The organism is Priestia sp. HNGD-A6 (assembly GCF_045784335.1).
In the GTDB taxonomy this organism is placed as follows: domain Bacteria; phylum Bacillota; class Bacilli; order Bacillales; family Bacillaceae_H; genus Priestia; species Priestia zanthoxyli.
The window spans coordinates 4,759,404-4,778,840 of the sequence record NZ_CP138621.1; the positions used below are offsets into that span (position 1 = coordinate 4,759,404).

General features: G+C 38.6%; 22 protein-coding genes and 2 pseudogenes. 16 read left to right on the forward strand and 8 right to left on the reverse strand.

The window, feature by feature from the left end:
* The first annotated feature begins 118 nt into the window (after nt 1–118).
* From SCI76_RS24705 to SCI76_RS24715, 3 genes are all read left to right on the forward strand, one after another.
* Nucleotides 119–532, forward strand: a complete 414-nt coding sequence (locus SCI76_RS24705) for a hypothetical protein (RefSeq protein ID WP_033580565.1) — start codon at nt 119–121, stop codon at nt 530–532.
* Between the two features lie 101 nt (nt 533–633).
* A complete protein-coding gene (locus SCI76_RS24710; protein ID WP_034270305.1) occupies nt 634–1,176 on the forward strand; it encodes a GNAT family N-acetyltransferase in 543 nt (180 codons plus the stop codon).
* Between the two features lie 133 nt (nt 1,177–1,309).
* On the forward strand, nt 1,310–2,137 hold the full coding sequence (locus SCI76_RS24715; protein ID WP_048018950.1) for an LCP family protein: 828 nt from the start codon (nt 1,310–1,312) through the stop codon (nt 2,135–2,137).
* 34 nt (nt 2,138–2,171) lie between these two features.
* Here the strand turns inward: SCI76_RS24715 and SCI76_RS24720 are convergent, their stop codons facing one another.
* Nucleotides 2,172–2,435 carry a hypothetical protein gene (locus SCI76_RS24720; protein ID WP_013057818.1) on the reverse strand — a complete coding sequence of 88 codons (264 nt, stop codon included), beginning with the start codon at nt 2,433–2,435 and terminating at the stop codon, nt 2,172–2,174.
* Between the two features lie 413 nt (nt 2,436–2,848).
* Here SCI76_RS24720 and hutI point away from each other — a divergent pair, with 413 nt between their 5' ends.
* Both hutI and SCI76_RS24730 read left to right on the forward strand, forming a co-directional pair.
* Nucleotides 2,849–4,126 carry an imidazolonepropionase gene (hutI, locus tag SCI76_RS24725; protein ID WP_028414420.1) on the forward strand — a complete coding sequence of 426 codons (1,278 nt, stop codon included), beginning with the start codon at nt 2,849–2,851 and terminating at the stop codon, nt 4,124–4,126.
* Nucleotides 4,127–4,201: 75 nt separating this feature from the next.
* Nucleotides 4,202–4,576 carry a hypothetical protein gene (locus tag SCI76_RS24730; RefSeq protein ID WP_028414419.1) on the forward strand — a complete coding sequence of 125 codons (375 nt, stop codon included), beginning with the start codon at nt 4,202–4,204 and terminating at the stop codon, nt 4,574–4,576.
* Nucleotides 4,577–4,623: 47 nt separating this feature from the next.
* On the opposite strand, the gene SCI76_RS24735 is transcribed toward SCI76_RS24730, so the two are convergent.
* A complete protein-coding gene (locus SCI76_RS24735; RefSeq protein WP_013083888.1) occupies nt 4,624–4,917 on the reverse strand; it encodes a DUF3817 domain-containing protein in 294 nt (97 codons plus the stop codon).
* Nucleotides 4,918–5,177: 260 nt separating this feature from the next.
* On the opposite strand from SCI76_RS24735, the gene SCI76_RS24740 reads away from it, so the two are divergent.
* The 4 genes from SCI76_RS24740 (at nt 5,178) to SCI76_RS24755 (ending at nt 10,365) form a co-directional block, all read left to right on the forward strand.
* Nucleotides 5,178–5,753 (forward strand): TetR/AcrR family transcriptional regulator, encoded by a 576-nt coding sequence (locus SCI76_RS24740; RefSeq protein ID WP_028414418.1) that lies wholly within the window; start codon nt 5,178–5,180, stop codon nt 5,751–5,753.
* Between the two features lie 33 nt (nt 5,754–5,786).
* On the forward strand, nt 5,787–6,236 hold the full coding sequence (locus tag SCI76_RS24745) for a DUF6188 family protein (RefSeq protein ID WP_048018951.1): 450 nt from the start codon (nt 5,787–5,789) through the stop codon (nt 6,234–6,236).
* 122 nt (nt 6,237–6,358) lie between these two features.
* Nucleotides 6,359–9,397, forward strand: coding sequence for an efflux RND transporter permease subunit (locus tag SCI76_RS24750; protein WP_407544630.1), 3,039 nt, complete (start codon nt 6,359–6,361; stop codon nt 9,395–9,397).
* 245 nt (nt 9,398–9,642) lie between these two features.
* A complete protein-coding gene (locus tag SCI76_RS24755) occupies nt 9,643–10,365 on the forward strand; it encodes a GDSL-type esterase/lipase family protein (protein WP_221832589.1) in 723 nt (240 codons plus the stop codon).
* 28 nt (nt 10,366–10,393) lie between these two features.
* On the opposite strand, the pseudogene SCI76_RS24760 reads toward SCI76_RS24755, so the two are convergent.
* Both SCI76_RS24760 and SCI76_RS24765 read right to left on the reverse strand, forming a co-directional pair.
* Nucleotides 10,394–11,434 (reverse strand): annotated as a pseudogene (locus tag SCI76_RS24760) (alkene reductase); the annotation flags it as partial.
* 173 nt (nt 11,435–11,607) lie between these two features.
* Nucleotides 11,608–11,727: a DUF4023 domain-containing protein gene (locus SCI76_RS24765; protein ID WP_080754499.1), complete on the reverse strand. Its 120-nt coding sequence runs from the start codon at nt 11,725–11,727 to the stop codon at nt 11,608–11,610.
* Nucleotides 11,728–11,933: 206 nt separating this feature from the next.
* On the opposite strand from SCI76_RS24765, the gene SCI76_RS24770 reads away from it, so the two are divergent.
* Nucleotides 11,934–12,251: a hypothetical protein gene (locus SCI76_RS24770; protein ID WP_028414413.1), complete on the forward strand. Its 318-nt coding sequence runs from the start codon at nt 11,934–11,936 to the stop codon at nt 12,249–12,251.
* A gap of 295 nt (nt 12,252–12,546) precedes the next feature.
* Here SCI76_RS24770 and SCI76_RS24775 read toward each other — a convergent pair whose 3' ends face one another.
* Entirely contained in the window at nt 12,547–13,734 is a 1,188-nt protein-coding gene (locus tag SCI76_RS24775; RefSeq protein ID WP_407544633.1) for a macrolide family glycosyltransferase, read from the reverse strand.
* 219 nt (nt 13,735–13,953) lie between these two features.
* Here SCI76_RS24775 and SCI76_RS24780 point away from each other — a divergent pair, with 219 nt between their 5' ends.
* Nucleotides 13,954–14,670, forward strand: a complete 717-nt coding sequence (locus tag SCI76_RS24780) for a CPBP family intramembrane glutamic endopeptidase (RefSeq protein WP_033580570.1) — start codon at nt 13,954–13,956, stop codon at nt 14,668–14,670.
* A 149-nt stretch (nt 14,671–14,819) separates the two neighbouring features.
* On the opposite strand, the gene SCI76_RS24785 is transcribed toward SCI76_RS24780, so the two are convergent.
* The gene (locus SCI76_RS24785; RefSeq protein ID WP_407544635.1) at nt 14,820–15,929 is read right to left on the reverse strand and encodes an endospore germination permease; all 1,110 of its coding nucleotides are present in this window, start codon (nt 15,927–15,929) and stop codon (nt 14,820–14,822) included.
* 15 nt (nt 15,930–15,944) lie between these two features.
* Complete coding sequence (locus SCI76_RS24790; RefSeq protein WP_407544637.1) at nt 15,945–16,178, reverse strand: hypothetical protein; 234 nt, start codon at nt 16,176–16,178, stop codon at nt 15,945–15,947.
* A gap of 222 nt (nt 16,179–16,400) precedes the next feature.
* Between SCI76_RS24790 and SCI76_RS24795 the strand changes: the two genes are divergently transcribed.
* The 4 genes from SCI76_RS24795 (at nt 16,401) to SCI76_RS24810 (ending at nt 17,941) form a co-directional block, all read left to right on the forward strand.
* Nucleotides 16,401–16,673, forward strand: coding sequence for a hypothetical protein (locus SCI76_RS24795; RefSeq protein WP_028414407.1), 273 nt, complete (start codon nt 16,401–16,403; stop codon nt 16,671–16,673).
* An 84-nt stretch (nt 16,674–16,757) separates the two neighbouring features.
* Nucleotides 16,758–16,949 carry a hypothetical protein gene (locus SCI76_RS24800; RefSeq protein WP_014459359.1) on the forward strand — a complete coding sequence of 64 codons (192 nt, stop codon included), beginning with the start codon at nt 16,758–16,760 and terminating at the stop codon, nt 16,947–16,949.
* A 42-nt stretch (nt 16,950–16,991) separates the two neighbouring features.
* Entirely contained in the window at nt 16,992–17,363 is a 372-nt protein-coding gene (locus tag SCI76_RS24805) for a hypothetical protein (protein WP_013083874.1), read from the forward strand.
* 44 nt (nt 17,364–17,407) lie between these two features.
* Nucleotides 17,408–17,941 carry a GNAT family N-acetyltransferase gene (locus SCI76_RS24810; protein WP_048018958.1) on the forward strand — a complete coding sequence of 178 codons (534 nt, stop codon included), beginning with the start codon at nt 17,408–17,410 and terminating at the stop codon, nt 17,939–17,941.
* 128 nt (nt 17,942–18,069) lie between these two features.
* On the opposite strand, the pseudogene SCI76_RS24815 reads toward SCI76_RS24810, so the two are convergent.
* Nucleotides 18,070–18,823 (reverse strand): annotated as a pseudogene (locus SCI76_RS24815) (MerR family transcriptional regulator).
* Nucleotides 18,824–18,981: 158 nt separating this feature from the next.
* Between SCI76_RS24815 and SCI76_RS24820 the strand changes: the two are divergent.
* Nucleotides 18,982–19,434 (forward strand): MarR family winged helix-turn-helix transcriptional regulator, encoded by a 453-nt coding sequence (locus tag SCI76_RS24820; RefSeq protein ID WP_048018960.1) that lies wholly within the window; start codon nt 18,982–18,984, stop codon nt 19,432–19,434.
* The last annotated feature ends 3 nt before the right edge of the window (nt 19,435–19,437 follow it).

The window sequence follows — 19,437 nt, forward strand, 5'->3', positions numbered from 1 at the left end:
AAAACATGGAAGTATAGGCATTCATTTAGTGAAATAAATACGTAAAAATAGGTCATAGTATAAGAAGAGACGACCATTCTTATCTCCATCTCATCCACTATGGAAAGAGGTGCTTAAAATGATACGAAAATGGGTTGCTGTATGCGTCGTATTCGCTGCTTTTATTTTTCCGCAAGCAGTAAGTGCTGAACAGCCAAAAGTAGAGGTGTTTCAAATTGAAACGGGCAGAGTCGTTCGTTCAACGCCCAAACCTCCAAATGTTCAAAAAGAAGCCGAAAAAAGTATTGCGTCCATTACTGGTTTATATAAAAAGGCAAGTCCGCTTCCTAAAAAAGGCTATCTTGTTAAAGTACCTCTTGATCCAGCCGTGAAAATTGAAAATAGTGCGGTCAACACGCTGGCAAGTGAAGTTATTTTTGTTCTTGAACCGAACCAAAAACCAATCATGATGGTATTTGACAATGAAAATAGAACCTATTTTTTTGAATTTACTCATGATTTAACTCTTCTCAGAAAAGCATTACAGCTATAAGTCATCGAAATGATGGCTTTTTTTTACATAGACAGTTGACAGTTTATTATGATAAATGTAATATATTTAGAAAAGTCAGAAATAATAAGGGGGAGAATTATGTGATAGCTCTACGACCGTTCTCCAAAAAAGACTTTAAACAGCTAATGGATTGGATTCCCTCCGAGTCATTTATGGTGCAATGGAGCGGCTCTAGCTTTTCTTTTCCGCTTACTCCTAGACAGTTAAAACACTATATTCGATATGCAAATGAAGATGGTGCCTCTACCTATGCTTTTTCTGTCATAGATGACAATGAACAGCTTATTGGGCATATTTCCCTGGCTCATATTGATTATTATCATAAAACAGGAAGAATTGGCCGAGTACTGCTTGGTGAAAAGTATAGAGGAAAAGGGTTTTGCTCGCACATGTTTGAAAAAGTGTTAGCTTTCGGTTTTGAAGAACTGGGCCTTCACCGAATTTCGCTCGGCGTCTTTGATTTTAACGAGCGGGCGATTCAGTCTTATGAACGAATTGGCTTTACACGCGAAGGCCTTCTTCGAGATGTCCGGCTTGTAGATGGACAGTACTGGAGCTTAATTGAAATGAGTATGCTAGAAAGTGAATGGGCACAGCGTGATGTGCATCAAAAATCAAGCTAACATCTACTAGTGAAAAGCCAGCTTCCCAACAAGCGGGCTTTTTTGACTTGTGCTTAAATTTCCTCAAGAAGGTATAAATTTTCATTCATTAAGGCATATAGAGAGTAAGTGATGTGTAAAGGAGGCCGTATGAATGAAAAAATACAAAGTAGGCGTCTTAGCGGCATGTATGTTGCTTTTAGGAACCGCTGGGTTTGGAATTGTCTATCAGCATCAAACATCTGCTAAAGAGCAGCCTCATTCGTTTAATGTACTCGTTATGGGCGTAGATGAAAGGCCAGGCGATACGGGCCGCTCAGATGTATTAATGGTGGTCAATTTAGATAAAAGCCATAATAAAGCAAAGGTTATGCCGATCCCTAGAGATACGCGCGTGCACATTGATGGAAAAGGGACGGATGAGAAAATTAACCATGCTTATCGATACGGAGGCATTCCTTTAACCGTGCGCACGGTTGAGAATTTTTTAAATATTGACGTTGACTACTATGTGAAAGTAAATATGGAGGGGTTCAAAGATGTAGTCGATGAACTTGGCGGCGTGAACGTGAATAACCCGTTTCCTTTTGTCTTTGATTCATTTATCTTTCCTGAAGGAGAAAATGCGTTGAACGGTGAAAAAGCTCTTGCCTATGTACGGATGAGACATGAAGACCCAAAAGGTGATTTAGGAAGAAACAATCGCCAGCGTCAAGTGGTGGAAGCTCTATTAGATAAAGGAATGAACATGTCAACGGTGAAAAATATCCCAAGTCTTCTCACGCTCGGAAAAAAGCATATCCAAACGAATATTGATGTCAGCGATGCATTTACGATGTATAACGTCATTAAGAATGGACGGCCTGATTTCGAAACGGTAACGGTAAAAGGAGAAGGACAAATGGTAGATGGTACATGGTATTATGTTGTAAAACCATCTGAAAAAAAGCAGCTGAGCGCTATGTTTCAACAAACCCATTAATAAAAAAGAGGGCTGAATTTTTTCAGCCCTCTTTTTATTCACCAATTTCTTCTTGACGCTGCAAGCAGGAAATTTGTTTTTTCTCTGGATGGACACCAAATGTATAGCCCCACGTTTGCAATTTATCTAGAATGATTTCGTCTTTTTTAAAGCCAAAGATCATCACTACATCTTGGTTTTCATCTAAAAGCAAATACTTTTCATCTTTGCGCCACATCGTTAAGTTTGACGCATAGAAAAGATTCCAGCCGTTATTCATGCGATGGCCGGTTGCTTGGTTTTTATAGTTGACAATCATATTTCTTCCTCCATTAGTGAATCTTTCTAAAAGTAAAACTTCAAAGAATATTATAAACGTTCTCTTCCTAGAAATCTATTATTTATCCTATTGAGGGGACCTCGCCGTGATGTTTATAAAATACATGTGATAAAAGATTTAGTATATAAGGATATATCTGTATAAAACAAGAGTCAATAAGTAAGAAAACGGAGAAAAAAAGGGTCTAAAAGCGTATATAATTGAAAAAAATATAAGTTATCTAGCTTTAAAGACTTAAAAACACGCTTTTCAGACCATGGACATGCTTTTTCGAATTTCTACCTACAAGAAAGAAGGCAGAGGTGCGAAATGTGTAGGTGAATCTAAATGAGTTTACGGTAAACATGGAGCCCCAAAACGTGGTACACGCTAGAAAAGGGGGAAATTCAACGATGTCCAAAAAAGCGCTATGGATTAAAAATGCTTCGCAAGTTGTAACGGCCAAAGAAAATAAAGGTCCTTTAGCTGGAAAAGAAATGAGAAACTTGACGGTGATTGAAAATGGCTCAGTCTGGATAGAAGGAGATCAAATTGTGACCGTAGGTACAACAAAAGAGCTAGAACAAAAATATGAAAGGGAAAGAAATGATGCAACGATTATTGATGCTTCTCACAAAATTGTAACTCCGGGTCTGATTGATCCTCATACACACGCTGTGTACGCTGGCTCTCGTGAAGAAGAATTTTATAGGCGGTTTGAAAGACCAACTTCTTACTTGGATTTATTAGAAGAAGGTGGAGGTATTCACTCCACTGTCGTTCAGACACAGGAAGAGTATGCGTACCGAATTTATCAGCAGAGCTATGAGCGTCTTACGTCTTTTCTAGCTCACGGGGTCACAACTGTAGAAGTGAAAAGCGGATATGGCTTAGAACTAGAAACAGAACTGAAGCAGCTGCAAATCGCTAAAATGCTGAATGATACACACCCAGTTGATGTCATAAGCACCTTCTTAGGAGCACACGTCGTACCTTTAGCATATAAAAGAGATACGCAGAAATACGTCAATTTACTTATTCACGAAATGATTCCTCAAATTTCTTCTTATAAGCTCGCAGCATTTAATGATGCTGTATGTCTTCCAAATGCTTTTTCATTCCAACAATGTCAAGAAATACTCGAAGCCGGGAAAAGCCATGGCATGCTTCCTAAAATACATGCCGACCCCTTTGAATACTGCAGAGGAGCAGAGCTCGCAGCAGAGGTAGGAGCGATATCAGCAGATTATCTTTTGTATGCTTCTGATGAAGGGTTAAAGAAACTGGCTGAAAAACGGATCGTAGCCACACTTTTACCGGGGAATTCCTTATTTGTTGGAATGAAATGGCCAGATGCTAGAAAAATGATCGATTTAGGCGTTCCGGTTACTCTTTCTACAGACTGCAATCCAGGTTCATCTCCAACGACTTCACAGCAATTTGTGATGAATCTGGCATGTATGAATATGAACATGAGTCCTGAAGAAGTGCTTGTAGCCACAACTATTAACGCAGCTCATGCTATTAATCAAGGAGATAAGATTGGGAGTATTGAAGCCGGAAAACAAGCTGACTTAGCGATTTTTAATGTCTCTAGTTATCGAACCCTTCAATATCAGTATGGCTTGAATCATATTGATAGCGTAGTGAAAAAAGGAGAAGTAGTTGTAGAAAACGGTAAAGTTTTGTAAAACAAGTTTATAGAAAAAGAGAAAAGGGTAAAGAATAGAGAATTTGTCACACATGCAAAGGCAGGGAATTTAGATATGATTACAAAACAAAATGTTATTCCATTACTAAAAGAAGCTTGCCCATCTTTTGAGCCAAGCGAAGAAATCAACTTCAACGATAAAGAAGAGCTGCAGCATGAATTAAGCCGAGTAGCGGGTCATTTGATCTCTCTTGAATATAACGGCCAGCTCGAACGTGAACCGGATGTGTTTGAAGCGATTGAACAGCTGTATATAGAAGGTGAATCTGATGTGAAAGAAGCTGTTACAACGGGACTCTTTCAAGCAATGCATGAAATGATTATAGATCAGCAAATTAGTCCAGAAGAAATTGGAATGCTATTAAAACCTCACTCACTGAAGTGGTGGAAAACGATTGACCACTTTAGCGAAAATAGTGCGGAACAGTAAGGAAAAAGAACGTCATGGAAACATGATGTCCGTGACGTTCTTTTCTTTTACTGTTCTTTTTTCAGCTGGCGCTCTAAAATAAAAGGACCAAACGGAATAACCGACATAAGAAATGCAAATAAAGAGCGGCCGATTGACCATTTATGCGCGAATTTTACATGAACGACTGCAAGAGCATACAGCACAAAAAGTGCACCGTGTGCTGCGCCTACAACTGATACAGCTTCGGGTATGCCTGCTGCATATTTTAGCGGCATAGCAATGCCCAGCAGCAGTAAAAATGAAATTCCTTCTAAAATTCCTACTAAGCGCAGGCGACCGATTGGTGATGTAAGAACCATGTTTTCTCCTCCCGTAACGACGGAATAAATTTCTGTATCGATGACAAAAATGTACCATAGCAAGCTCTTCATATACAAGCATCATTTGTATCTGTCACAAAAAAGTCGAAAACGCTTTAATTTGTGCTATAGAAGTATTTTGTTTGAAAAACTGACATACTCTTGTGATGCAATGTATAAAAGAGCACACTACGTGTTGACAAGTTATTTTAATTATTTTATATGTATAGTATCGAAAACGTATGAGAGGATTTTTTACCATGACAAACCGAAAACAGCAGCGGGAGAAAATTTTAGATGCTGCTTTTGAAGTGTTCGGATCCAAAGGTTACTATGAAGCAAAAATGATTGATATTGCTAAACTAGCGGGTGTATCTAAAGGAACGCTTTACTTGTACTTTTCGTCTAAAGAGTCGCTTTATATCGCTGTTAATAATCGTTCGTTTGATGAGTTTTTGTATCATGCAAAGCGAAGAACAGATAAATGCCAAACGTTTCACGAAAAGCTCTATTCAGTTGCGAAACATCACCTGCTCTTTTTTTACGAAACTAAAAAATATCCGGACTCTTTTTGGCAAGCCCCTCACCAAATGCCAGAAATGATGGGGCGTCTTCATCAATTTTTTGAGGATTATCACGGGCTTGTTGCTAAATTGATTGAAGAGCAAAAAATAAAAAACGCTTTTTTACACTCAAAAGCGTTTTGCAGCATGTTAAATGGGTATAGGATGGATATCGTTTCCGATGATGATATAACAGAAGAAGATATCATGAACTATGCGGAGTTCATTGTGAACTTATACATTGAAGGCTGCTATTTTGAGACCCAAAAATGACTCGTCGGTACTGGTTGATAATGGAGGGATATGATGAGTAACAGCAGCACAGTAATTAATTTTTCATATTTTCAAGAACAAACCGTTACCAAGGTAAACACAGATAACACCCTGCCGTTTTCTCTTGGATTTAGTAAAGGCGGACTTGTGGCAGAATGTCCATGGAGACTAAAAAACAAACGCAGCATCTTGCTTGGTCAAGCCGACTGGAAATCGCTACATTCCGCCGAGCAGCGTCAGCAAGTCGAAGCGCTGCTGCTTGGCCAGCTCATTCTCTCTATACAGTGGTATGAAGATATCGGTATCCTTCGAATTGCGTTTTCTAATGGGTATGCGCTAGACATGTTTCATGACAGCTCGTTTTTTGAAGGCTGGGATTTATATGGTCAAGACGGCTTTTCTTTTATCTCGCTTCCAGGGGGAGCGTGCGACCATCAAATTTCAGTTTGTATAGACAGTTCATCAGCATATGAAAGGAGGTGAGTTTTTTTTTGCGAAAAACTGACCCATGGGTACTCTAAAATTGTTAAAAAAATAAAACGGGTCTGCAGTTATTAAAGGATGAAGGCTTCTCAAATAACTTAGTTACGTAACGGAGGAAAAAGATGAATTTTTTGACGAGATTTAGTTTAAAAAATGCGGTAGCTGTGTTTATCGTTTCATTTTTACTTATTTTAGCGGGGCTATATTCATTTTCAAAACTAAAAATTGATTTACTGCCGAATATCGAATTTCCGCAGCTGTCCATTGAAGCAACGTATCCTGGGGCTTCTCCTGATGACGTAAATGAAAGTGTCACGTCGAAAATCGAAGACCAAGTGAAAGGAATTGAAGGCGTTAAAAGCGTACAAAGCGTATCGTATGAAAACGTCGGTATTATTAATTTAGAATTCCCGTTTAATACGGATTTAGATAAAGTTGAACAGCAAATTAACTCGTCGATAAAAGAATTAGATTTACCAGAGTCATCAAATGTAGACGTAAACCGTTTTTCATTTGGTTCCTTCCCGATTTTCAACATTTCACTGTTTGCAAAAGATGATGCAAATCTTGAAAAAGTATTAAACGATGAAGTGATTCCTGAATTGAATAAAATTCAAGGTATTAACTCCGTCTCAGTTGGCGGTGTGAAAGAGGACCTTTTACAAATTACGGTCGATAAAGAAAAAGCAGCTCAAGCTGGCTTAACGCTTGATGGGATGAAAGAACAAATTAATCAAAAAGCCGTTTCCTTCCCAGCAGGAACATTAAACGGAAAAGAGCTTCAAATTCCAGTGCGAGTAGAAGAAAAAGTTGCCACGATCGATGCATTAAAGAAAATCCAGCTGAAATCCACGATGAACCCTGAAGCACAGCCTGTGAAACTTGGCGATATTGCCAAAGTCGAAGCCGTAACAGAACAAGGCGAATATACACGCTATGACGGCAAAGATGCGCTGTCGATGGCCATCACAAAAAAGCAAGACGCTAATACGGTTGAAGTGGCCAACGAAACGATGAAGATTTTGAAAAAATATGACGATCAGTTAGACTACGCAATTGGCTTTGACTCAGCTGACGGCATTGAAAAGTCTGTTGAAACATTAGTACGCGAAGGATTGCTCGGGGCATTATTTGCGTCACTCGCCGTGCTGATTTTCTTGCGTAACTTCCGTGCGACAATCATTGCGATTATATCGATTCCATTATCGCTGTTAGTATCAGCTATTTTCTTAAACCAGCTTGATATTTCACTTAATATTATGACACTAGGTGGAATGGCTGTAGCCGTTGGGCGCGTAGTGGATGACAGTATTGTTGTGATTGAGAACATTTTCAGACGCGTTCGCCGTTCAGAAGAAGGCATGAGCAATGAGCTTGTCGAGTCGTCAACAAAAGAGATTTTAAAAGCAATTACCTCGTCTACGATTACAACGGTTGTCGTATTCTTGCCAATCGGCTTTGTAGGAGGAATTACAGGAGAGTTCTTCTTGCCGTTTGCTTTAACAGTTGTTTTTTCACTGTTAGCATCTCTTCTTGTAGCAATCACAATCGTGCCGATTCTCGCAAAGTTTGCATTTAAAAAAGTACCGCCTGAAGAAAAAGAAGGAAAGCTGCAGCGCGGGTATGCAAAAGCGATTGCATGGTCGCTTAATCATAAAATCAAAATTTTGATTTTATCCTTTATTTTACTGTTTGGATCATTTGCGCTTGTTCCTTCACTTGGCTTTACGTTTATTCCAAATGAAGAGCAAAAAATGCTTCAAGCCAACGTTCAATTACCGGCATCTACGTCCCTTGAAAAAACAAACGATGTATCCTTAAAAATTGAAAAGATGTTTGCGGACCAAAACGAAATTTCAGACGTGACAACGGAAGTTGGATCACGCGACTTTTCAACAGGTGTAAAACGTCCGAACCAAGTTGGCTATTTCTTGAATGTAAAAGAAGGCGTGAATGTCGATACGTTTATTGATAAAGTTCAAAAGAAAATGGAAAGCATCACGAAAGAAGAATCACCGAAAGCAACAGTTAATGTGCAAGAAGCATCAACAGGAGGGCCTCCTACAAATAATAACGTGACGGTTGATTTATATTCTTCTAATTTAGATGACTTGCAAAAGGCAGCTAAGCAAGTGGAAAACCACTTAAACAAAGACAAACGTCTTAAATATGTAACAAATAACTTCTCAGATAAGCAAAAGCAGCTTGTAGTAGAAGTAGATCCTGATAAAGCCGCAGAGTATGGAGTATCTGGATTTCAGCTGCTTGGTACAATCTCTGATCAAACCAAACCGGTATCAGTTGGAGACTTAAAATTGGATAATACAAAACGAGCGGTTCAGCTTTCGTACGATAAAGGCCTTGCCTCAGTAAAAGAAATTAAAGACCTGCAAGTGTTTACAGAGAGAGGGCCTGTGTTAGTAAAAGATATCGCTGACGTTCGTACAATTGATACGTTCACTTCTATTCAAAAACTCGACGGTAAAGTATTTGCACGAGTAGAAGCAGACATCAAAGGCGATGATGTTCAAGCTGTGACCAAAGATGTTGTAGATGGAGTGAAAAAGCTAGACTTGCCGAAAGATGTGAGCTTGGACGGAGGAGGCGGAAGCGACGAGACAGTAGAAGTCTTCCAATCTCTAGGTCTAGCCATTTTAACAGCAATCGGCCTTGTGTATTTAACAATGCTCGTTACGTTTGGAAAAGCGCGTATTCCATTTATCATTTTATCGTCACTCATTTTTGTGCCAATCGGTTCGTTAGTTGGTCTTGTCATTGCAAAAGAACCGCTGTCTGTCAGTGTCATGATTGGATTCTTAATGCTGATTGGAATCGTTACAACAAACGCGATTGTGCTTGTAGATCGAATTACCCAAAATCGTGAACAAAAAGGCATGACAATCCGCGAAGCCCTTATTGAAGCTGGGAAAACGCGATTGCGTCCAATTTTAATGACGGCGTTTGCTACCATTGCTGCATTAATCCCGCTGGCGCTTACTACGTCAAGCGGAACGCTGATTTCAAAAGGCTTAGCCATCACGGTAATTGGAGGACTTACGTCATCTACTCTTCTTACTTTAATTATTATTCCAGTTGTATACGAACTCTTCTTCGCAAGACAAGTAAAAAGAGAAAAACAGCTGGAAAAAGAAACGACATAAGAACTATTTTCTAATAGAGGAAAATATGACCATAGACTATATGTTATAATAAAAGTACGTTTTAACCCCTTATATTATAGAAAAAGAAGCGGCGCTTTCGAGCGCCGCTTCTTTTTTATGTAAAATCATTATTTACAAAAAATGATTAAATGTCTTGTATGGAGGGAAAGAGTGTTAACAGGAAGCTTTACTATATCATCGTAGAGTTATCTAAAAACCATACAAAGTACAGGAGTGTCGTTTTCGTGAGTTCAACAAAGAAAGCTGTATTTATCAGTTCCATTATTTTAAATGTCCTTTTCATAGGTGTTTTTGCTTTTTATGCAACAAGCAGCAGCGCGATGAAAAATCCGCTGTCATCTAAGGGTTCGTCTAAGCAAAGCTATAGAGACAATCCTTATTACATTGAACGGACTACTTTGTTCAAGCAATTAAGTATTCCTAAAGAGTCCATCGTATTTCTCGGTGATAGCATTACCCAGCGCTCTGAGTGGAGCGAACTTTTTCATAATAAGCAGATTGTCAATCGAGGCGTAGCCGATGATACAACTGAAGGGGTATTGCATCGTTTAAAAAGCATTACAGATGCTAAGCCAAAAAAGATTTTCTTAATGATTGGCATTAACGATTTAAATGAGCAAAAATCTGTAAAACAAACCAAAGCCAATTACGCTGAAATTCTTGAGCGTATTCATAAAGAATCACCGAATACAAAAGTTTATATTCAAAGTGTACTGCCCGTGAACAATAAAAAATGCGGCGACGCAGTGGACAATAAAGATGTGATAGCATTAAATAACTATTTAGAGCGTCTAGCTAAGAAACACAGTGATTCTTACATTGACCTGTATTCGAAAGTATCCAAAAACAATCAGTTAAAAAGTAGTTTCACGGTGGACGGTCTTCATTTAAAAGGCCAAGGCTATGCTGTTTGGAAACAAGAAGTTCAGTCATACGTAAACCAATAAAAAAGGCGCTCCGGAAGGAGCGCTTTTTTTAGATAAGCTCTGGTAAATGTTTTTTAGCATCGTATTCGACAAGAGCATCATCGTTTTTAATGCGGTGTAAATAATCAGGATTTGAAATTAGCGGGCGGCCAATAGCAGCTACGTCGATCCAGCCGGCTTGAAGCGCTTTTTCAGCTGATTCAGGCGTTAAATCACCCACGCCGATAATTGGTCCATCCCAGTACTTACGCGTGATTTCATAAAGGTTTTGGCCGTTTTGGACATCTTCGTAAAAATCAAGCATAGACGGGTGAATAATCTCAATGCCTGTTTCTTTAAAAGCTTTTGTATACGTTTGAATGGCTTTTTCGGTATCATCCCAGCGATAGTCTGGTTTATCAAGCTTATGAGGAGAGAAGCGAATCACAACGCGTTCTTTTCCGATAGCGTCAATAACAGCAGAAATCACTTCTTTCATAAACGTTAATCGCTGTGCAAGGTCGCCTCCGTATTCATCGGTGCGTTTGTTAGACCAGTCTGAATTAAATTGATCAATTAAATAGCCGTGAGCACCGTGAATTTCAACGCCGTCAAAGCCTGCTTCAATGGCATTTTTAGCTGCTTGAGCGTACTGTCCTACAACTTCTTTAATATCTTCTTTTGACATTTCTTCAGGCTCTTCGTACGGCTTGCGGAAACGAGGCACTTGACCTTGTGCTGCAATAGCAGAAGGGGCCTGAGGTTTATGCCCATTGATTAACCCGGAATGACTCAAGCGGCCAACGTGCCAAATTTGAGCGATAATCGTGCCGCCTTCTTCATGAACAGCTTCTGTTACAGGCTTCCATGAATCAATTTGTTCTTGTGTATAGATACCGGGAACGCCAGGATTTCCTTTTGCGCGTTCGCTGATAACAATTCCTTCACTAATAATTAAGCCAATACCATCCTTTGCGCGGCGGCGGTAGTAGTCTACAACGTCTTGACCGACTACGCCTGTCTCTGGATCAGCAAAGCATCGTGTCATCGGTGCCATTGCTGTACGAGTGTGTAAATCAAATGCTTCAATGTTTGTTGGTTGGAATAATTTTTCAAATTTACTCATTTTATATTCAGCTCCTTAAGAGGAAAGTATAGCTGCGAACGTTTTTGCAGCGGATTCAGTTTATTGTAACAGGGGATTTGTTTTATCTTCAAACATTTCGACTTCCAAAAAATGATCACAAAAAAAGCCGGCTGTTTTGACAGCCAGCTTTTACAATATTAATGCTGTTTGTTAGGAAGTTTTTTCTCCGGGTGGCCAGTAGCTTGACCCTGCTTATTTTTACGCTGCTTTTCTTGATTGTCGTTCAGCTTTTGAACAAATTGATTTGTGTTTTCCATTATCCATACCTCCTTTATGAGCTTTCCCTGTTACTATAACCCATTGCACTCAAAAACATGACGCCAATCCGCTAAAAGCAGCTCCGTATATACACCGGTATATAGAAATTAACAGGAAAATCGTGTATACTGTTGTAAAAATAACGTTAATGTTTCGTGAGTTTATAATTTCTTATTCATTCATGAACAAGAAAAGGTGTTACGCAATGAGTGATTTTTTTAGCGGGAAAGAAATGTCGTTTATTTTAATTTTGACATTCAGCGTGTACATATTTGTCTGGAATGTGCCCCTTCAGGCGACCAATGCCATGATGATTTACTTTATCCTGCTGTTTTTGTATACAGTCAGTAAGCTGCTTTTTTCTCCTCAGTTCCGACAATTTCCGCTTGTTAAGGTGCTATTGGCCATTTTATTTGTTCTTATGCTAGCTGAAATAATCGTTGCTTACAGCACTCATAGCATAAAGATTACAGATTTACATCATATTTTCGATTATTTCAGTCATATGGATTTGTATTCATAATTTTTTTGAATAGCTTTGTTAACATGCTTTCGCAAACTATGGGTCTCTTATTTTTGAACATACAAGACGGTGAAAAAGCAGGGCATATTGTATATAAAGCTTAAGAAACGCCTCTATTCTTCATCTTTTTCTCTTTTAAAGGAGTAGGAGGTCTTTGTTCATGACCGTGCTCTTTCAAAAATTAACTATCGTTCATTGTACGCTTAGTAAGATGAGTATACTAATCATTGGCGTATATACCGTTTGTACATGGCTGTTTTAATTCGAAAAAGGTGCACATCAGTGCACCTTTTCTTTATGAATGTTGCTTCACTACGTGATTGATAATTTGCTCGGCTGCTGCAGCCGGTCCAGATGCCTGCTGGAAACTTGCGTTGATTTCTTTAATTCCTTTTTTATAGGAGTCGTCGCGGACAACTTCGTCAACGGCACTTCTTAAAAGAGAGGCGTTTACCGTTTCTTTTGCTAAGCGATACCCGGCGTTTAGTTCCACGAGCCTTTGAGCAACGATCGGCTGATCTTTGCCATGAGGTAAAACGACTAACGGTACGTTAAAATGAATAGCTTCGTTTACGCTGTTCATGCCTCCGTGCGTGATAAAAACGTCCGCTTCTTTTAACACGTCAAGCTGAGGAACATAGGGCAAAATAATAAAATGCTCTGGCGCTTTTTTAATTCTTTTAAAATCGGCCCGGTCTCCTGCTGCAATCACAACTTTTCCATCAAAATCGCTAAATGCGTCGATGCAAAGGTTGAAAAAGCCTTCTACGTCATGAAGTACCGTTCCCATTGAAATATAAAGAACTTTTTCGTCTTTCAGCTTTTCTAACGGAAAATCATGAGAGCGGTGACGCTTTGGAAAGCTTGGCCCAATAAATAAACACGAGTCATCAAAATGTTCATGAAGAGGCTGGAAAAAGCGGCTTGTGTACACGACCGTTAATTCGCCTTCATTGTTCATAAATTGAAGCAGATTTTTAGGTTCTACGCCAAACTGATTTTTAAGCAGGCTGAGCCCGTACTGAGCTTGTTCATCCGGCTTAAATGGAACGCCTGAATCAGGATGAAGAGGCATCATTGCTAAGCGGTCTTTCGGCATTAAAAAAGAAGCAGATGATACAATGCCAGGGATCCGCAAATAATCACGCACTAATTCGCCTGCTCCAAACTTGTCGTAAAACACAAAATCAAATTCAATTTTTTTTGATAATATATGAACAAGCTTCAGCGTATCTAAAGACGTTTGGATGTGGATGTTTAAAAAAGCGTTGATTCCTTGAGGAGTTTCAGGCTTGATGGATACACCGCTTAATAAGTCTGGGTGAATGTGTACGATAGCCCCGGCGTTTTCAAGGCGCTCTTTAAAACGCTCGGCCGTAATGTAATGAACTGTATCACCTCGGTCTGAAAAAGCTTTTACCATTCCAAGCGTTGGGTTTACGTGACCTTCAGCGGGAAAGTTGATCATTAAAATGTTTGCCATTTTTTCACTTCACTTTCGGTAAGATTTCTTCAAGCGTAATCAAATATAAGGAAGTTGACAACTAATTTGGTTAGCGCATTTATTTTTTGAAGCCCTGCCTTTGTGTATAAAATGTGAAAAAATATAACTTTTTTCCTAAAAAATAACATAATTAAACTGAGTTTATGATAGAATTTTGAGAGCACTAGAGAGAAAGAATCATTTTTGGAGGTTGCTATTTTGAGTACGTTATCAACAAATTCAGAACCGGTTTTAAAGCCTAAAAAGAAAAAAGAGTTTACTTACTTCACATTGCTTCTATTTATCGTGTTGGGCTTTGGACTGCAAATCATAGCCGGAATTGGAGTAGCTATTTACGATGAAGTTATGGGTTCAAATATGACAGGAATTTTATTAGAAGGCCCATATGCTCTGCTTGTAGACGCGGCATTTTTTCTAGGGGTTGCGGTGCTTTATAGACCTGTGCGCAGATTTTTAAAACCTATGTGGAACGTCTCGGTATTAAAAGAAGGGAAAACGTATGTATATATTGTGGTAGGCTTTTTAATTGTAGCCGCGGTGCAGTACGTGATGCTTTCATTTTTAAACGTAGAAAGCGCAGATCAGCAGCAAAAAGATTTAAATCAAGGCAGTTTTAATCAAACGCAGCTTTCAAGCTGGATATTTTTTATAAGTGTAGCAGTTATCACGCCTATTAAAGAAGAGCTGCTTTATAGAGGTGTTTTATGTGGTTTCTTAACCAAACGCCATCACGTGCTTGTGGGCATTTTCGTTTCCGCTCTTGTATTCGGTCTTTTACATATTGGCTTTCCGATTACAGCTACCGTCATGGGACTTGTTTTCGCCATTATTTATTATCGAACAAAATCTATTTTCCCATCTATGATTTTACATATGCTGTGGAATGGATTAGTGAGTATAACCGTGTTCTTTTAAAAGAGGGTAAAACAAAGTAGTTTCGTTGAGGGAAAATCCGAACAATTCATCGTTCGGATTTTTTTATTGGTAGGATGAATCTAAGTTTCATGCATGTAGCTTCCTTCTAGCTGTTGATTGGATGGATTTCGTTATGTCTCAATTTCTTTTTATTTCGATAAAGACGCCGAATGCTTTACGCGAATTTTCCCAACTATTAATAACCCAAGAGGGTAAAATAGTCCAAATAACAGACTGTACGGAATCCACGTATCTCTGTCCCACGTTTGTTCATAGGGAATGCTTGGATACACGATAAGTGAAAATGTAACGGCAATAATGCCTAGCGGAAGAGTTAAAATTCGGTAGTTTTTTAATTCAAGAATTTGAGCGAGTCCGGAAACGGTCGCATAATAGTAGAGAGACGTTTTGAAATAAAGAGATAAAAACCACATAATGGCCATGATTACTTCAATATTTTTCAGAAAATCGGCAACTTCGATACGCCTTGCAAGCTCATAGCTTGGATATAAAGCGATACGTGTATACGTATTTCCAAGTACAAGAATGCCAAGTAATAAAATAATAATCATAATGCCTCCGCCGATTAAGCTTCCTGTAAAAAAAGCGCGGTTTCGCTGATCAGGTTCCCCTACGTGAGCAGGGAAAACGGTCAGCAATACAATAAAAGTGAGAGACGTAATACTTGTAAAGACCAGAATAGATCTAATAATAGGCTTAATGCCTACCTCTAACAAAGGCTGCAAATTCTCATAATGAATTTGAGGGAAGATCGAAAAAACTAAGATTAAAAACGGAATAACAAACCAAGGAAAGAGAATTTCAGCACAGCGGGCAATCGTTTCAATGCCAAGACGAACGCCGACAATCACAATTCCCATAAACAAAATATGAACAGCAAGCATAGGCGTTTGAATAATAATGCGAGTTGTTAGAAATGAGCCCACGTAAAACAAAACTTGACTGCAAAAAAGAAGAGTAGAAGCGACAAATAAAAGAGAGAAAAACTTTCCTAGCCACTTGCCTAAAATGGCTTCGTTTAGTTCTACAAGGGTTTTATTCGGATAAAGGCTAGAAAGTTTGATATACATCCATACAAGAAAAACGCCTACACCTACGCCCAAAATGGCTGGAATCCATGCCTCTTGTTTAGAATCAGCCGTTAAGCTTCCAGGTACGACTAAAATAGTGTCGCCTAAACTATAAAAAATCACGAGTATTCGAAACTGTGCTGCGGATAATTTTATCTGACTATGCACGTTGTTCACTTCCTTTTACTTCAACAGACTGAACAAAAAATCACTAAAAGGTTTTAATAAAAAAGCAATGCCGTCTCCAGGGTTATGGATTTCCACACCGCCATATTTTAAACTAACAATTAAAATACTTACTATGAACAAACTCCAAAAAATTCGCTTTTCTCTTTGACTGTTCACTTTTTTTAAATAAGGTATTTCTACTAAACAAACAGCCGCACAAAGTAAAAAAATCCCTAAAAATATAAGCATGTATCAACCTCAATTAGTAACCCTTCAAAAATAATGAAGGGATGTTAAAGACGCCTGTGTTTCAAAAATAGTATCACCCAAAATGGCTTCATTTATGAAAAGTAAGACTAAAGGCAGTGCAAAACCGTGTTATAATGACCAAGTTGAGCGTTATAATAGAGAAAAAACAGCATGATTACAAACAAGTAGATACATAACAAGGTAAGGATGGGAGAGAGATAGATGGCAGACGAATTCAAAAAAATGCTAGATGACAAAGAAAAGGTACAGCTTATGATCGCCGCCGTTGTCATGCTCGGAGGCCTGGTCGTTTTGTTAAAAAGCGTTGCAACGGGTCAGGCAATGGGCCAAAAATGGCTAGAAAGTAAAGGGAATGTAGACACAGATCTGTATGTTGAAACGGTAAAAAGTTACATACACCTGTATCAAATTGTGGGTGGCGTGATGTTTGGAGGAGGCCTTCTCACGTTACTTCGTGCTAAACTAAAGAAATAAAGCGGCAGCAAAATAAAAGATCATAGTCCAAAAGAAGTGTCATATCTTTTTAATAACTTAAAAAATAGTGAAAAGGAGTTATGTATGAATAATGAAGAAAATACACCGGCTTATCATCTGTTTATGATGATAGGAGCGCTTGCTATGCTGATTTTTGGTGTTGTCGGTTTCTTTATTCAGTATCCTGCTACGTTAAGTTTTGTGATGTGCATTGGCGGAAGCATCATATTTTTGCTGCATTTATTTGAGTATATGAAACCTAAAAATGAACTATAGCATCTTCAAACGAGGAAATCTAGAAGCAAAGGAAGATGAGAAATGCAGAAACATCGTACGTACGAAACGCTAGTTGATCTTTATCAAAAAAGCGCAAAAATTCATTATGAAATCGATTATCGAGATAAAAAATCTGTAAAAAAAGGAAACCGAGCTGCAGAAGATATGAAAAAAATTGCGCAGCTCATTCATTTATACTATCCAGGCATGCTCTTTGAATTTTCAACACTGCTGACGAATCCTACTTATCGAATTGACCTATGGGCTGCACATCATATTTTAGAAATTATGAGCTATTCACCAATGCTTGAGGACAACGCGCTTTCCGTCATTGAACGCTACGCCGACGAAAATGATTTTACGGCTTTAGGGAATCGCATGTGGTTAGGTCAGTGGAGAGAAAAACAGCGCTAAAACCCATATAGGCAAACAAGAATAACTAAAAGGAAGATAGATATATGAGTTTACGTACATTAAAGAATGGTATAGGCGTCACCATTCGAGAAGCAGAATCAAAAGACGCAGAGAAAATGATTGCTTTTTACAATCGAGTGGGAGGAGAAAGTGATTTTCTTTCATTTGGAGAAGGGGAGTTTCTTAGACCAGTTTCAGAGTATGAAGTGTTTTTAGCTTCTGTAAAACAAGAGCAAAACTCTCTTATAGTCGTGACTGAAAAAGAAGAGAAAATCATTAGTATTGCATCCATCACCTCGTCTCAAAACCCGCGTAATAAGCATGTGGGTACCCTTGGTATCGTGGTAGAGAATGCTTATAGCGGGCTAGGGCTAGGAAGACAGCTAATGATTGAGCTGATTGAATGGGCACGTATGAATAAACAAACAAAAAAAATCGAACTTGTGACGCGAGAAGATAATCAAAGAGCTATTTCTTTATACAAACAGCTAGGGTTTCAAACAGAAGGATTAAAAGAAAAAGACACCTATATAAATGGCGTCTACTATAATACAATGCTTATGGGTCTTCACTTATAAAAAGAGGCTGAGACAAAAGTATGTTAAGTGAATGAAAATCCGAACGATTCATCGTTCGGATTTTTTCATTGTGGTGATGAACGTAGGCTTCATATAATTGATGTAGTTATATCTCAATCTCTTTTGATTTATTGTTTTCTAGCATCAGCAAATGTACTCATCGCCTCGTTCATGAATTTCGCTAATCCTTTTCCGTAGCGATCGATGTTGGCTGTATGTAAACCGCTCATCTTGTACATACATCTCTCCAAGACCTTTAAAGGCTTCTAATGAATACGTTCCAAAGTTCTTATTTAAAAATTGATACCATTGCTCAATGGCTTTTTGAGCTTCTGTAGAGGATGGTGACAGATCACGCAGAGAAGCTAAGTGAGTGTAGATACTTTCCCATTCGTTTGACATGCGCTGCTGTTCTTCATGTGAAAAGCTTTGTACTTTTTCATTCGCTTCATCTACTCGCTGATTTCCCCAGCGCTTCCGGGCTTCTTCTTCGTATGGGTTATGCGAAAAATCCAGCCCTTTAAACCGCTCTTTTTCGTTCATTTCAATCGCTCCTTTTTCATATTGAATCGTTTTATTAATGGTTGCAATCATTTGATCGAGCCGACTGCGTTTTTCAATCAGCATGTTTTTTTGCAGTATCAACGCTTCTGTGCGATTAAATGTTGGGTCTGTTATAATCTCCTGAATTTGTTTTAAAGGGAAGCCAAGTTCTTTAAAAAATAATATTTGCTGAAGCATATCAAGATTAGCCGGTGAATAAAGCCGGTAGCCGGATTCACTGACAGCATCAGGTTTTAATAGCCCGATTTCATCATAGTGATGCAGCGTGCGGACGCTGATTCCTACTAAGTCAGCCACTTCTTTTACTTTTCTGTTCATTCTTTCATCTCCCTTCTGAAATCTACTATAAAATATAACGCAGCGTAAGGGTCAATACTAAAAAAGAAATAATTGACTTTTAGTTTATATGCATTTATATTTAATTAGCATTAACTATTTATAACATGAAATAAATAAGCAAGCCTGGAGGAATAGATGTGACAAAAAGCAATCAGTATCTTGGGGAGATTCGTTCATCGCTTCAAGTGCTATTTGAAAAAATGCAGCCCGAAATGATGGAGAGCCTAAATGAGCATGAGATGACTCCTACGCAATTATTTGTTCTTTCTTATTTAAAGAAAGTAGGGAGCAGTAAGGTTTCTCAAATTGCAGAGCTAATGGATGTAAAACCGAGCGCCGTGACTCTTTTAGTGGATCGTCTTGAACAGCACAATTTTGTGATAAGAGAACACAATAAAGAAGACAGAAGAGTTGTTGACATTACCTTAACGGAGTTTGGGCATCGCAAACTTGAAGACGTGCTAAATGGTCGAAAAGCCATTATGGACCGCTACCTTTTGCATCTAACAGAAGAAGAGCTTTCCATGATGGCTTCTATTACGAAAAAGCTTGCAACATCAGCTGCTTCTTATAAAGATAAGCAGCAGTAACAA